Source organism: Planococcus sp. SE5232, from assembly GCF_050686535.1.
Taxonomy (GTDB): Bacteria; Bacillota; Bacilli; order Bacillales_A; family Planococcaceae; genus Planococcus.
Genome location: NZ_JBOGCP010000001.1, coordinates 1,248,143 through 1,262,144, shown reverse-complemented (window position 1 = coordinate 1,262,144; position 14,002 = coordinate 1,248,143). Strand labels below are relative to the sequence as shown.

Sequence of the window (14,002 nt, the reverse complement as noted above, 5' to 3'; positions counted from 1 at the left end):
CTTAATCTTTCATCTTCGGATCGAGGGCATCACGAAGTCCATCACCGATCAAGTTGAATGCAATCATGATTAAACTTAAAAGAATCGCCGGGAATGCTAAAATATGTGGTGAAAATTGAATCAACGCATAACCATCGTTAATCAATGTTCCAAGCGAAGCATCCGGCGCCTGAAGCCCCAGTCCGATAAAGCTTAAGAAAGCTTCAAAGAAAATTGCACTCGGAATAGTGAACATCGTATTGATGATGATTACACCTAAAACGTTCGGCATTAAATGTTTCCAAATGATGCGGCTGTCACTGGCACCTAATGTGCGGGCAGCCAACACAAACTCCTGGCTCTTATATTTAAGGACCTGACCACGGACGACCCGGGACATTCCCGTCCATCCGGTGATGGTCAAAGCGATAATGATGGCGAGTATCCCCGGATCCATGATGAGGATAAATAGGATAACCACAACCAGGTTAGGAATACCTGTCAAAATTTCAACGATCCGCTGCATAAAGTCATCGACGCGGCCGCCAAAATAGCCGGAGATTCCTCCATAGATAACGCCGATCAGCATATCAATTGCGGCTGCCACAAAGGCGATGAACAAGGACACTTGAGTTCCTTTCCAGACACGCGAGAACATGTCACGGCCAAGGCCGTCTGTTCCGAACCAATAATTGACTTCAACATTCTTCATTTCATATAAGTCGACTTCCTGTCCGCCTAAAGTTCCGACACCATCAAGAATCCCGAGATTTTCGATGACCGGAATTTTCGGCGGCAGGTTCGCATGAGTGATTGTTTGTGCATTCGGCTCATAAGGACTGATGATGGGCCCTAAAAATGCCATGATAACGATTAAGCCAAATAAGATCAGGCTGAACAAAGCACCTTTGTTTTTGCGGATACGGTACCACGCATCCTGCCAGAAGCTGACGCTCGGCTTGGTGATGCGTTCCGCCTGATGGGCATCCAATGTGATGCGCTCAAACGAGCCTTTCGGCAGTTCGGGAATTTTATCGATTTTTTGAGTCATTAACTTTTACCTCCTGAAAGACGGATACGAGGATCAATAACACCATATAGAATATCCACCAACAGGATGATCAAGATCAAGAACACTGAGAAGAAGATAGTAGTTCCCATGATGATGGAGAAATCACTGACGATAATCGATTTAACGAACTGTTCCCCGATGCCTGGAATTGCGAAAATCTGCTCCACTACAAGAGATCCTGTAAGAATGGATACAGCCATCGGCCCGAGAACCGTAACCAATGGAATCAACGCATTGCGGAATGCATGCTTGAATGCGATTTCAGATCCGCTTGCGCCTTTAGCTTTCGCTAACGTAATATAGTCTGAACCCAAGACTTCAATCATTTCAGTACGGATAAACCGTGCTGCTGTAGCAAGTGGGAACATTGCCAACGCGACGGATGGCAACACACTGGACATGAAGCCGTCCTTCCATAATGCCACCGGGAACAAGTCCCATTTCAAACCGAACCAATATTGCAGCAATGAAGCGAAAACGAAGGAAGGAATCGATATTCCGACAATCGCTACGAATGTACTGGTGTAATCAACCCAGGTATTCTGCCTTAGGGCGGCAATCATTCCTAAGAGGATTCCCAATACTGTTCCTAAAACCATACCTTGAAAACCAATTTGAGCAGAAGGACCCATTCGACTTAAAATAACATCCGTAACTTCCGCTCCTTTGAATTGGTTAATCGAAATTCCTAGGTCACCTTGCACTAGACCAAACATGTAATTGAAATACTGAACCGGAAGAGGGTCATTCAATCCATATCTAGCTTCTACGACTGCCCTTTGTTCTGGAGACAATTTATCTGCGGAAGCGACGGGGGATCCTGGTAAAACTTTCATAAGGAAAAAAGTGAAAGTAGCGATCAGCGCTAAAGTGATCACCATATAGATTAAACGCTTGCCAATATATTTCGCCATAGTGCACCTCCAAAATTAATTCTATTTGACAAGCCCTTAGCATAAGGATGCGGACTTGCAACATTCAAAAGTTAGCAGAAAATGGTCAATTTTCGGTTAATTCCTTTACATTAGAAAAGAGAGTATATCGACCTAAAAATGCGATATACTCTCTTTCTATTTTGTTTTCACAGTAGCGGGTTTATCTTATTCTTTACCCGAAATGTATGCCCACTTGTAGCTGAAATCTCCACCGAATGGGTGTTTGATAATGCCATTAACGTAAGGCTGTTGAAGTGCCATTGCTCCACGCTGGTAAATCGGCGCGATTGCAGCGTCATCTTCAAGAAGGATTTTTTCAGCCTGTGCCATTGCTTCCCAACGTGCAGCAGGATCTGTTGCCAATTCGCCTTTAGCTGATTCAACTAAAGCATCATACTCAGGGTTAGAGTAAGACATTTTGTTTTGTGCAGATCCAGTAACGAACAAGTCGATGAACGTCATAGGATCCTGATAATCCGGTCCCCATCCAGCAGTTTGGATGTCGTAGTCCTGAGCTTCATCAAGTTCTAAACGAACTCCAAAAGGTACTGCTTTAAGGTTGATGGTCAAGCCTTCAAGATTTGTTTCAAGTTGTTCTTTAAGGTAAGCATCCATGTTTTTAGCAGTTTCAGTGTCTCCACCTAGGATTTCAAGAGTAACTTCTTCCACTCCCAATTCTTCCATACCAGTTGCGAAAAGTTCTGCAGCTTCTTCAGCGTTGAACTCAATCAAATCTCCATTAACTTCACGGAAGTCTGCATTGCTTTCATCGAAAGCAAATTCAGTAGGTACTAAGAAGTTAGCAGGCAATGATCCGTTCGCTAAAACTACGTCCACTAGATCTTGCTTGTTGAAACCTTTTGCAATTGCCTGGCGGATATTAACGTTTTTAAGAGCATTTTCTTCGCCGTTACGCTCTTGGTTAAGTTTGAAGTAGAAAACAGTTGGTTCCAATTCAGTAACCAGGTTTTCATCATTTGCGTATTGCATTGCAAATTCTCCGCTCAAACCAGCGCGGTCTTTTTCTCCAGAGTTGTAAAGGTTAACTGCAGTAGCAGGTTCTTTTACAACATCAACGTTGATTGTTTCAAGTTGAACAGTTTCAGCATCCCAGTATTCAGGATTTTTTTGCATTTTCCAAGTCAAGCCAGTTCCGTCCCAGTCAGTAAGTGTGAATGGTCCGTTGAAAATCAAGTTTTCAGAGTTAGAAGCATAAGCGTCGCCTTTTTCAGTTACGAAAGCTTCGTTCTGTGGGTAGAAAGTTGGGAAAGACATTAATGACATGAAGTAAGGTACTGGACGTTCCAGTTGCACTTCAAGAGTGTTGTCGTCTACAGCAGTAACTCCAAGTTCAGTCGGTTCCATGTCTCCTGCAGCAATTTCAGTAGCATTAACAATCGAACCAGCCATCATGTAAGCTCCGTATGGAGAACCTGTAGCAGGATCAATTGAACGTTGCCAAGAGTATACGAAATCATTGGCAGTAACCGGTGTACCATCTGACCAGTTAGAGTCGCGCAATTTGAACGTGTAAGTCAAACCATCTTCGCTGACTTCAGGCTCGCCTTCAGCGAGTGCAGGTTCAGCAATGTTTTCTTGATTTAAGCGGAATAGGCCTTCATTAACATTATTGAAAATGTTGAATGCGACTGCATCCTCAGCTAATGAAATATCCATAGTTGGAATTTCAGCGCTTTCCATCAAGTTAAGGACTTGCTCTGAGTCTAAATCCCCAGCTGGTTCTGTACCTTCCGTGCCGTCTGTAGTTTCAGTACTTGTGTCAGTATCGTCTCCGCCGCCACATGCCGCTAGAAAAGCACTTAGTACTAGAACTAGGCTTAATAGCCAAAAAATCTTGCTGTTTCTCACTAAATTGACCCCCTCGAATTTTCTGAAAAATTGGTACAAGGCTAATTATACATAATATTTTTTTCTTGTACAGTTCTTTTTTTGGAAATTTTTACACTCTTGTAACAATTGCGTTACATTCACATTACACGAATCCGCAAGAATATTGGATTTGTAAGCGTTTTCGGCGTCTAAGATAAATGAAGATTTTTTTGATTTTTTTTTTAACTTCTTCTACAATTGATAAGAATCGAGGTGCGAAGTTTGAAGAAAATCGTTTTATCTTTAGGGATTATCCAAGTTTTGATCTTTATCACAATATTTTTTCGGACAGATGACCTGTCCCTGCTGTCTTATATTAATAATTCATTTGTTTACGGCGGGATCTTGTTATTTTTCGGATTATGGGTTTTTGTAGTGCGGACAGGTGTGTTTGATATATTCACCATCAGTATGAGAAAAGCATTTAAAATAAAGTCCACACTAGAAGATGAAGAAATGCGGCCGCCTTCTGAAGCTTTAGGTTTTTCCAGCTCGCTCCTGCTCATTACAGGAGCTGTCACTTTGCTGATCATGGGGATTTGTCTGGTGATTTATAACCTCTAGTATTGCTTCCCGAAACGCTTCTGTATTATAATAATAGGACATATTATGAGCGATGAAAAAGAAGAGTAAATGCAGTTCCTTCTATAAAAGAGAGTCTGTGGGTGGTGGAAACAGATGAAGTGCTGCATTGAATGGACTTTTGAGCTGAAGCGGTGAACGAACAAGTAGCCGGTTCCGTGTTCTTCACGTTATGAAGAAGAGTGGCCGGCGACGGCAACTAGGGTGGTACCGCGGAAAACACATCATTCGTCCCTTTTTTTAAGGGATGTGTGCTGTGTTTTTTACTTTGAGGAGGAATATTGATGAAGAAAATCTTTTCAGGCGTTCAGCCTACCGGTACGGTAACACTCGGAAATTACATAGGAGCGTTCAAGCAATTTACGGACCTGCAGGATGAGTATGACTGCATCTTCTGCATCGTTGACCAACATGCAATCACGATGCCGCAAGACCGTTTGGAGCTCCGGAAAAACATCCGTGCTTTAGCAGCCCTTTATCTGGCTGTCGGAATCGATCCCGAGAAAGTCACCCTGTTCATCCAATCGGAAGTTCCGGCGCACGCCCAGGCTGGATGGATGCTGCAATGCGTTTCGACCATCGGCGAACTTGAGCGGATGACCCAGTACAAAGACAAATCTGCTAAAAACGCATCTGTTCTTGCTGGATTGCTGACTTATCCCCCATTGATGGCAGCCGATATTCTTTTATATCAGACGGACATCGTACCTGTTGGAGACGACCAGAAACAGCATATCGAACTGACACGCGATCTGGCAGAAAGATTCAACCGGAAATACAACGATATCTTTACGATTCCTGACATCCGCGTCCCTAAAAATGGCGCGCGCATCATGTCGCTTCAGGACCCATCGAAAAAAATGAGTAAATCTGATACCAATAAGAAGGCGATCATCACGTTATTGGATGACCTGAAAACGATCGAAAAGAAAATCAAGAGTGCTGTAACCGATTCTGAAGGAGTGGTCAGCTACGATCCGGTCAACAAGCCTGGTGTCGCAAACCTGTTGACCATCGAAGCGGCCTTGACCGGTGAAAGCATCGACAGCCTGGTCGCCAAATACGAAGGCTCCGGCTACGGTGATTTCAAAGCTTCCGTTGCCAAAGCTGTCACCGAACATTTGGCACCGATCCAGGAACGCTATGCTGCGCTTCTAAACTCTGAGGAATTAGACAAAATCCTTGATGCCGGAGCTGAAAAAGCCAATCACCTGGCCAACAAAACCTTAAAGAAAATGGAAAACGCCATGGGTCTTGGACGTAAAAGAAAATAAACAAAAAAGGGCTGCTCTGATTGCAGCCCTTTATATTTACTCTTTTCCAGAAATATAGGTCCATTTAAGACTATAATCACTTCCAAATGGATGTTTCACGATATTTTTCACGTAAGGTTTCTTCAAGGACATAGTCCCCATCTGGAAGATAGGGGCAATGGCCACATCTTCTTCAAGCAGGATTCTTTCAGCTTCGGCCATAGCTTCCCACCGGGCAACCGGATCTTGTGCCAGCTCCCCTTTAGCAGATTCGATCAACGCATCATACTCTTCATTTGAATAGGACATCAAGTTGAGTGGAGAATCCGTCACAAATAGATCCAGGAATGTCATCGGATCCAAATAATCCGGTCCCCATCCTGTATGCAAAAGATCGTAATTCTGTGCGTCTTCAAGCGCCAGGAGTTCTTCAAACGGAACTGTTTTCAGTTCAACAGTCAGCCCTTCCAGATTTTCTTCCAAATGAACTTTCAACTCTTCATTCAGTTGAATAGCAACGTCATGATCCTCTCCCAAAAGTTCCAGCGTGAGTTCATCCAACCCTTCTGCTTGTAATCCCTGGCTCCATAATTCAGCTGCTGCTTCAGCATCAAACTCAAGCATTTCTCCGTTTATCGAACGAAAATCTTCGCCGTTTTCATTGACAGCGAATTCCGATGGCACTAGATAGTTTGCCGGCAATGAACCATCTGCTAAGACTTTCCCAACGATGTCCGCTTTATCGAAGGCTTGTGCCAGAGCTCTGCGAATGTCTTCATTTGCGAGAGCTGTTCTTTTCCCGTCACGCAGCTGGTTGAATTTAATGTAAAATACATTTGGACTCTGCCCTTCCATCACTTCTGGATCATCCGCATACTGCTCGGCGGCTTCACCTGCAAGAAATGCAATGTCTTTTTCACCGGAAGTGTATAAGTCAACAGCAGCCGCTGGATCTGTTACAACATCTACGTTGATCGTTTCAAGCACAACTGTTTCCGCATCCCAATATTCTTCATTTTTTTCCATCGTCCAGCTTGATCCCTCACTGCCATCCCATTCTGTCAATTTGAATGGCCCATTGTAAAGGACCTGATCTGCGTTTGTGGCATAAGCATCTCCAGCCCCTGCCACAAAGGCTTCATTTTGAGGATAGAAAGTTCCGAACGCCATCAGGGAAAGAAAATATGGGATGGGGCGCTCGAGTGTAACGGTCAATGTGCTGTCATCTGGTGCTACCACGCCTAACTCCGTAGGATCCATCTCACCTGCAGCAATAGCCTCAGCATTTGCGATAGTTCCCGCCATCATATAAGGTCCATAAGGCGACTCGGTGGCCGGGTCTATGGCGCGTTGCCAAGAATAGACGAAATCAGCTGAGGTAATCGGTGTCCCATCCGACCAATTAGCCTTCCGTAACGTGAATGTGTAAGTCAATCCATCTTCACTGACCTCCGGCTCTGCCGCAGCAAGCGCCGGAATCGCCTGGTTGTCTTCGTCCAGCCGGAAAAGTCCTTCATTAACGTTGTTCAGTACATTAAACGTACCCACGTCCTGAGCAAGTGCCGAATCCATCAATGTCAGTGGCCCCATCTCCATTAGGTTAAGAATTTGTTCGTCATCCTTCTTGGAATGATTTTCTCCGTCTCCACTCTCCTTTTCTTTTGTTTCTTCACCGCCGCTCTGTAGTGCATTCGTCTCTGTGGCCATGTCTTGTTCGCTGCAACCAGATACAATGACAATTGCCAGCAAAATCAATACCAGAAACACAAAAACTTTGGTGATCTTCACTTCTTCTCCTCCTTTGCTTTAAGTCTCTATGTATGGCTTCATTATACGCTGATTCCGTTAAATTTCTATCATTTATTTGATAATTCAGATAAATAAATCAAATGTTTATTAAAATAAAATCTTATAATTTTATCAGGATAGCAGTTTATACAGAGGAGTGAATTTGCATAAATGGACATGGATTACCAAGTTCACATGGATTCGTTCATCCATAAAAAAAAACAACCCGAGGGTTGCTTTTTCTTTTATTATTCTGCAGTAACTGGTGATTCTTGGTTTACAGCAAGGTCTGACAAGTAGACGCCAGTGCCGTCACCGATTGCGTAGTTTAATACACGGTTATTGACTGGGCTGAGTAAAGCACGGTAAAGAGTAGGGAATACCGGCACTTCATCGACCATCAATTGCTGCCATTCGTTGTAGATATCCTGGCGGTATGCAAGGTCAAATGCTTCTTCTGAACGGCCTGCTTCAAGGAGACGTTCGTTTTCTTCATTTTCCCAGCGTGCGAAGTTGTACAATGTATCAGCACTGTAGAGCCCTGAAGGATCTACATCGATTCCAACTCCCCAAGCCGCCTGATAGACATCCACTGATGGATCATCTTCTCCACCGTTACCGACACGGTCGTAGAATGAGTTGAATTCAACCATTTCCAAATTGACGTTTAAACCGACTGCTTCCCAAGACTGAACATAGTATTGTGCTAAAGGTTCAGCAATATCTCCGCTAGTCATTGAAATGAAGTTGATTTCCAGCGGTTGACCTTCCGGATTTTCGCGGAAACCGTCTCCATCTGTATCAGTGTATCCCGCATCATCCAACAGCTGTTTTGCCGCTTCCGGATCGTACTCTCTTCCTTCATTGTTTTCATCATGGAATTCCGGGTGGGATGGTGGAATCAATGTTGTTGCATTCCAGCGCAAACCATTATAGAAACGTTCACCGACAGCGGTATTGTCCACTGCATGCCACATTGCCTGGCGCAGTTCCACATCGCCCATTTTCGATTCCGGGTTGTAGTCAACACGGTTGTTTTCTGCATCCCATGTTCCTAGTTTGAAGCCGATATACGTATAGGCACGATCAATCGTTCCCAGGTATTCAACGTTCGACATTTCAGCATTATCCGGGAATTGTTCTACCGGGAATTCACTGACCAAGTCCACTCCGCCAGCTTCCAATTCCTGAACAACTGTTGAAGTACCGATTACTTTAATCGTTACTCCATCAAGGTTTGGTTCGCCGCGCCAGTAGTCTTCGTTTTTAGAAAGAGTCAAAGACTCTCCGGGTACGATGCTGTCCACTTTAAACGGCCCAAAACCAATTGGTTTCTCACGCACTTCAGGTGAAGAAGAAATATCAGCAACTGCCATGTCTCCAAAGATGTGTTTAGCCAATGGGTAAGTCCAAACGCCTCCTGTCAATAGAGACGGGGTTGACTTGATATACGTAATCGACAACGTTTTTTCGTCGATGACTTCAATACCTGAAATCGTATCAGCCGCTCCGCTGTTATACTCCTCCATTCCTTCAATGTTTGTGAAATCGGAGTTATAACGCGGACCGTCATAAGCAGGATCGCCGATTACTTCGTGCGCAAACAGCCAGTCTTCCGCAGTAACCGGTTCGCCATCATGCCAATTGACATTATCGCCGATTGTTAATGTGAACGTACGGCCATCTTCTGAAACTTCATATGTTGCTGCTCCATCATTTGTGTATACATAGTTTTCATCCCAAGTTAATAAGCCTTCATCAAACCACGTAAGGATGTCACCATCCGGTCCGCCAGAGTAAAAATTGAAGTTTAATGTTCCTTCAAAAACCGTGTCCGATACTAAACCGAATGTCACGGTGCCTCCATCAATGGCTTCGCCTTCATTTGTTTTTATATTGCTGAAGTCGTCGATTGAATACATGCCGTCGTTCTCAAATTCCTGTCCGCCGTCAGTATCTGTTTCTCCGCCGCCTTCTTCTGTAGACGTGTCATCACCAGTACATGCTGCCAAGACCATAACAAAAGACAACATCGGTAAGGCTAAATATTTGGTCCATTTGTTTTTCGCCATTCTCTGTTTCCTCCTCTTTTCTCTTGAATAAAGCTCTTTCGGACTACTGTTGTGCTTGAATGGAGTTGTTTCTTTCTGGTACCGAGAACCCTACTCCCCCTTTTCCCCTGCTTTTTTTGTTACCCTCTGCGCTGTCGGGCATCGGTAGCGCGTTTTAAAGCTTGCCCGACATTATTTATACTAAGCATCAAAACAAAAATCAGAATTGATGCAGGTAACCAGATCCACCATCTCAATTCCAGTGTTTGAGGGTTTCTAGCATAACTGATCAAGGTCCCCAAACTTGGAGTCGATTCCGGAAAGCCGAATCCTAAGAAGGACAGCCCAGACTCGATCCCGATATTGCCTGCCAAATTCAACGTCATCGTCACGATGATAATTGAACTGAGATTTGGAAGTACTTGGAAAAACATGATTTTGAAATCGGACGTACCTAAAGTCTTGGAAGCTTTAACATAATCCAATTCTTTTTCCTGCAATGCCTTGGAACGGATCAACCGTGCAATACCCATCCATAGGAAAGCCGTCATAATCAATGAAAAAGAGAGGATGCTGTATCCAGGTACAGCTGTTACGAATGCGATAACGATCATTAAAATCGGCAAAACCATGAAAAAGTCAACAAAGCGCATAAAGACATTATCCACCGTGCCGCCGTAATATCCGGAAATCAGTCCGACCAATATACCGATGATTCCCGTTAACAACGTGACCAATAAACCGATGGCTAATGAGTTGCGCGTTCCAATGATCAATTGGCCGAAGATATCCCTTCCCCCATAATCAGTGCCCAGCCAATAAGTAGCCGAAGGCGGTTCATATAGAGCAAAAAGATCGACTTTTATAATTTCAGATTGATCCATGATGATCGAAGTACCGAAGACACCGGCAATGATCAAGAACAGGAACAGGAGAGAGCCGAATGCAACTTTATCCCGTATCAGCTCTCTTAGTAATATACTAAATCCGGATGGGCTTTTGCCGAGATCCATATCCGGAACTTGTGTCCCACTGTCTTTATCAATTCTCATATTTACACCTCTACATTGTCATTTATTATTTAATCCGGATACGTGGATCAACTAAACTTAAGATGATATCGGATAACAATGCTCCGATGATTGCTGCTAAGCCGAATAACAGGACAAGCGCCGTCATTACGCTGTAATCACGCAAACTGATGGAAGAAAGGAACAATTCACCCATTCCCGGATAGCTGAAAATGTTTTCAATGAAAATGGTTCCACCGATCAATCCCGTAATTTCATAGCCAAAGAACGCTGCAATCGGAAGCAGGGAATTCCGCAAGACGTGGCGATTGTAGACACGCGATTCAGAAGAACCTTTAGCGCGGGCAGTTACGATAAAATCCTTTTGTTTTGTATCAATGATCTCACTTCTCAAATACTGGACTGTAGAAACGGTCGTGATCAATGCCATGGAAAGTGCCGGCAATAATAAATGATTCAGCTTGCTTATGAAATAGGCGAAAGTTCCAGGTTCTGTCCCTGGTGCTACACTTCCGCTTGTCGGGAACCAGCCCAGCTGGAATCCGAAAATGAACAGCATAACCAAAGCGAAAATGAATAATGGAGCTGCAAATCCGATATACGTATAGCCTGTGATCATACGGTCCAACCACGTGTCGTTAAAGCGGCCGCTGATGATGCCCAGTGGAATCGCGATCAAGTATGTCAAAATCAATGTTGCTAATGATAACCACAAAGTATTGATCATACGGTCGCCTATCAACTCGGAAACCGGCATCTTGAAGCGGAATGACTGCCCGAAATCACCTTGAAGCACTCCCTTGATCCAATCGAAATACTGTACATACCATGGGTTGTTCAACCCAAGGCGTTCGCGCATCGCTTCGATCGTCGCCGGGTCGATGTTCGGGTCGATCAAACCAGTCAAGGCATCTCCAGGCATTGCCTGGGCTAATATGAATACCAAAATACTCAAAATAATAATTTGCGGAATCGTTATAAGTGTTCTGCGTACAATTAATTTCCACATACCATTCAACCTCTCTCAGGCAACGCTACTTGATGGGTAGCTGAAATTGATTTTAACGAGAAAGGCAAACCTTCTTCATCAAAAAAGTCTTTTTCCAGCTTGTCATATTCGGCTTTCACTAACTTACGGTTTTCGTAATGCATCTCCCGATTGCGTGGATTGCTGTCTGGAATTGCCGCAATCAGCCGTTTCGTGTAAATATGCTGTGGATTCGTGAAAATTTCTTCGGATGTACCATGTTCAACATAACGGCCTTTATACATAATGCCGATATGATCGCACATGTGACGGATGATGCCCAAATCATGGCTGATGAATAAATACGTTAAGTTCAATTCTTTTTGAATTTCACGCATGAAATTCAAAACTTGAGCCTGCACGGAAACATCCAATGCAGAAACAGGCTCATCCGCGATAATCAATTTCGGGTTCAGCGCAATTGCCCGGGCAATCCCGATGCGCTGACGCTGGCCTCCGGAAAATTCGTGTGGATATTTATAAATGGCTTCAGGGCTCAGCCCGACCAATTCCATTAGCTCCTGAACACGGATCCGCTCTTCTTTAGCAGACAGGTTTTCGTAATTGCGAAGCGGTTCTGCCACAATGTCCGCCACTCGCTTTTTCGGGTTCAGTGAGGAAAATGGATCTTGGAAGATCATCTGGATATCTTTTCGGACATCTATATATTCTTTTTTGTTTATGGTCGACAAATCCTTGCCTTCAAACAGTACTTTTCCTGAAGTTATATCATTTAATCCAATAATCGCACGGCCTGTCGTCGTTTTCCCTGACCCTGATTCTCCTACAAGTCCATAAGTCTGGCCCTGTTCAATCGAAAACGAGACGCCATCTACTGCACGAACATGGTCTTTGACTGTCTGGAAGATACCTCCACGAACGGGAAAGTGGACTTTCAGGTTTTCAACTTCAATTAGCGACATAATTGCGCTCCTCCTCGGCTTGTTCTGGGAAGTAAAAGTCCTTATAGCATGTGCACCGCACATAATGCCCTGGACTGATTTCATGGAGTTCCGGTGAAGCTTCATGCGAAGATTCTTCGATCCAAGGAATTCTTGCAGCGAACCGGCATCCGGTTCTCGGCAAGTTCTGAAGCGATGGCACTACCCCCTGTATAACGTGAAGCTCTTCTTTTACTTCATTTAATGTCGGGATGGAGTTCAGGAGGGAACGTGTATACGGATGCTGGGGATTTTCCATTAAGGTATAAACATCAGCGATTTCTACAATCTGCCCTGCATACATGACGGCCACTCTATCGGCCATTTCCGCCACTACCCCTAAATCATGGGTGATAAGGATGATGCCGGCATGAATGGTTTCTTTCAGTTCTTTGATCAAATCGAGAATCTGCGATTGGATGGTCACATCCAGAGCCGTTGTCGGTTCGTCGGCAATCAGCAGCTCTGGCTGGTTTGAAATCGCCATGGCGATGACAATGCGCTGGCGCATTCCTCCCGATAGTTCATGGGGATACTGGTCATACGTTTTCTCAGGACGTGGAATACCCACTTGGTTCAATAAATTGATGACTTGTTTTTTCCGCAGGCTCTTGGAGCTTTTAGGATTGTGCAGTAAAATCGCTTCATCAATCTGTGCACCGACCACCATCAGGGGATTGAGTGCTGAAAGGGCATCTTGAAAAATCATCCCCATTTCATTGCCGCGCAATTTTTTCATTTGATTGGCATTTGCCTTTGCAAGATTGATGCCTTTATAATCTATCTCTCCTTCAATTTTGGCTCTTGTATGAAGTCCCATAATCGAAAATGCAAATGCACTTTTTCCAGAACCTGATTCGCCTACGATTGCCAACACTTCATTTTTTCTGACCGTTAATGAAACATCGTCGACCGCAGCATAATAATCATCCTTAATTCTAAAAGATGTTTTTAAATTTTTGATATTCAGCAAAACATCATTCACGTTTATCCTCCTCAAAATGAAGCTGTTTTATTATCACTTTTGTTTGCAGCTGATATCTTTACCGGAAAAGTTTCCAACATTCAGATTTATTACGCCAAAAAAAACATTTTAGAGATTGGTGCATCGTTCTTCCCACAAAATGGCAGACAATCCTTTAGTTCAATTGGACATTAGTTTCTATATTAATTTTATTACAATAAAATTACAAAGACAATATTATTTTTAATTTTGTGAATAATCGTATTATTTAAATTTTTTTTTGAAACTCTTGGTTCTCAATTCAAACCTTGCAGCATCCACACATTCAGCTGACCACTTATCCAAAAATTAATGAAAAGTTTCTGATTTTCTCAAAAGCAGTATATATTGTCTATATAAATTGAATCCGTCTCTAAAATAGTTAAATATTATTACATTTTTCTTTCACAATAAAGTAATGTTTAAAGTAATCGAGAATTTTTTTCAATT

At 43.5% G+C, this 14,002-nt stretch carries 11 protein-coding genes and 1 other annotated feature; of the genes, 2 read left to right on the top strand and 9 right to left on the bottom strand.

Annotated features, from left to right (window positions below; genetic code table 11):
* Position 1: 1 nt before the first annotated feature.
* From opp3C to ACRC6Q_RS05830, 3 genes are all read right to left on the bottom strand, one after another.
* Positions 2–1,030 (bottom strand): oligopeptide ABC transporter permease, encoded by a 1,029-nt coding sequence (gene opp3C, locus ACRC6Q_RS05840; protein WP_223633920.1) that lies wholly within the window; start codon positions 1,028–1,030, stop codon positions 2–4.
* Positions 1,030–1,965 carry an oligopeptide ABC transporter permease gene (gene opp3b, locus ACRC6Q_RS05835; protein WP_223633922.1) on the bottom strand — a complete coding sequence of 312 codons (936 nt, stop codon included), beginning with the start codon at positions 1,963–1,965 and terminating at the stop codon, positions 1,030–1,032. Before opp3b ends, opp3C begins: the two co-directional genes overlap by 1 nt.
* Positions 1,966–2,151: 186 nt before the next feature.
* Positions 2,152–3,855 carry a peptide ABC transporter substrate-binding protein gene (locus tag ACRC6Q_RS05830; RefSeq protein WP_223633924.1) on the bottom strand — a complete coding sequence of 568 codons (1,704 nt, stop codon included), beginning with the start codon at positions 3,853–3,855 and terminating at the stop codon, positions 2,152–2,154.
* 243 nt (positions 3,856–4,098) lie between these two features.
* Between ACRC6Q_RS05830 and ACRC6Q_RS05825 the strand changes: the two genes are divergently transcribed.
* Entirely contained in the window at positions 4,099–4,440 is a 342-nt protein-coding gene (locus ACRC6Q_RS05825) for a DUF3899 domain-containing protein (protein WP_263298528.1), read from the top strand.
* 43 nt (positions 4,441–4,483) lie between these two features.
* Positions 4,484–4,697, top strand: a binding site (T-box leader).
* A 45-nt stretch (positions 4,698–4,742) separates the two neighbouring features.
* Positions 4,743–5,732 (top strand): tryptophan--tRNA ligase, encoded by a 990-nt coding sequence (gene trpS / locus ACRC6Q_RS05820; protein WP_223633929.1) that lies wholly within the window; start codon positions 4,743–4,745, stop codon positions 5,730–5,732.
* 36 nt (positions 5,733–5,768) lie between these two features.
* Here the strand turns inward: trpS and ACRC6Q_RS05815 are convergent, their stop codons facing one another.
* From ACRC6Q_RS05815 to ACRC6Q_RS05790, 6 genes are all read right to left on the bottom strand, one after another.
* Positions 5,769–7,499: a peptide ABC transporter substrate-binding protein gene (locus ACRC6Q_RS05815; RefSeq protein ID WP_431466050.1), complete on the bottom strand. Its 1,731-nt coding sequence runs from the start codon at positions 7,497–7,499 to the stop codon at positions 5,769–5,771.
* A gap of 248 nt (positions 7,500–7,747) precedes the next feature.
* Entirely contained in the window at positions 7,748–9,571 is a 1,824-nt protein-coding gene (gene opp4A / locus ACRC6Q_RS05810; RefSeq protein WP_431466049.1) for an oligopeptide ABC transporter substrate-binding protein, read from the bottom strand.
* A gap of 119 nt (positions 9,572–9,690) precedes the next feature.
* Positions 9,691–10,602 (bottom strand): ABC transporter permease, encoded by a 912-nt coding sequence (locus ACRC6Q_RS05805; protein WP_431466048.1) that lies wholly within the window; start codon positions 10,600–10,602, stop codon positions 9,691–9,693.
* Between the two features lie 25 nt (positions 10,603–10,627).
* Positions 10,628–11,590 carry an oligopeptide ABC transporter permease gene (gene opp4B / locus ACRC6Q_RS05800; RefSeq protein WP_431466047.1) on the bottom strand — a complete coding sequence of 321 codons (963 nt, stop codon included), beginning with the start codon at positions 11,588–11,590 and terminating at the stop codon, positions 10,628–10,630.
* 5 nt (positions 11,591–11,595) lie between these two features.
* A complete protein-coding gene (locus tag ACRC6Q_RS05795; protein ID WP_263298529.1) occupies positions 11,596–12,531 on the bottom strand; it encodes an ABC transporter ATP-binding protein in 936 nt (311 codons plus the stop codon).
* A complete protein-coding gene (locus ACRC6Q_RS05790; protein WP_431466046.1) occupies positions 12,518–13,534 on the bottom strand; it encodes an ABC transporter ATP-binding protein in 1,017 nt (338 codons plus the stop codon). The genes ACRC6Q_RS05795 and ACRC6Q_RS05790 overlap by 14 nt, the downstream gene beginning before the upstream one ends.
* Between the last annotated feature and the right edge of the window lie 468 nt (positions 13,535–14,002).

What these genes read in the sequence shown, in the direction of transcription:
- opp3C (WP_223633920.1), bottom strand. Translation starts at nt 1,030, where the DNA reads ATGACTCAAAAAATCGATAAAATTCCCGAACTGCCGAAAGGCTCGTTT.
- opp3b (WP_223633922.1), bottom strand. Translation starts at nt 1,965, where the DNA reads ATGGCGAAATATATTGGCAAGCGTTTAATCTATATGGTGATCACTTTA.
- trpS (WP_223633929.1), top strand. Translation starts at nt 4,743, where the DNA reads ATGAAGAAAATCTTTTCAGGCGTTCAGCCTACCGGTACGGTAACACTC.
- opp4A (WP_431466049.1), bottom strand. Translation starts at nt 9,571, where the DNA reads ATGGCGAAAAACAAATGGACCAAATATTTAGCCTTACCGATGTTGTCT.
- ACRC6Q_RS05805 (WP_431466048.1), bottom strand. Translation starts at nt 10,602, where the DNA reads ATGAGAATTGATAAAGACAGTGGGACACAAGTTCCGGATATGGATCTC.
- opp4B (WP_431466047.1), bottom strand. Translation starts at nt 11,590, where the DNA reads ATGTGGAAATTAATTGTACGCAGAACACTTATAACGATTCCGCAAATT.
- ACRC6Q_RS05795 (WP_263298529.1), bottom strand. Translation starts at nt 12,531, where the DNA reads ATGTCGCTAATTGAAGTTGAAAACCTGAAAGTCCACTTTCCCGTTCGT.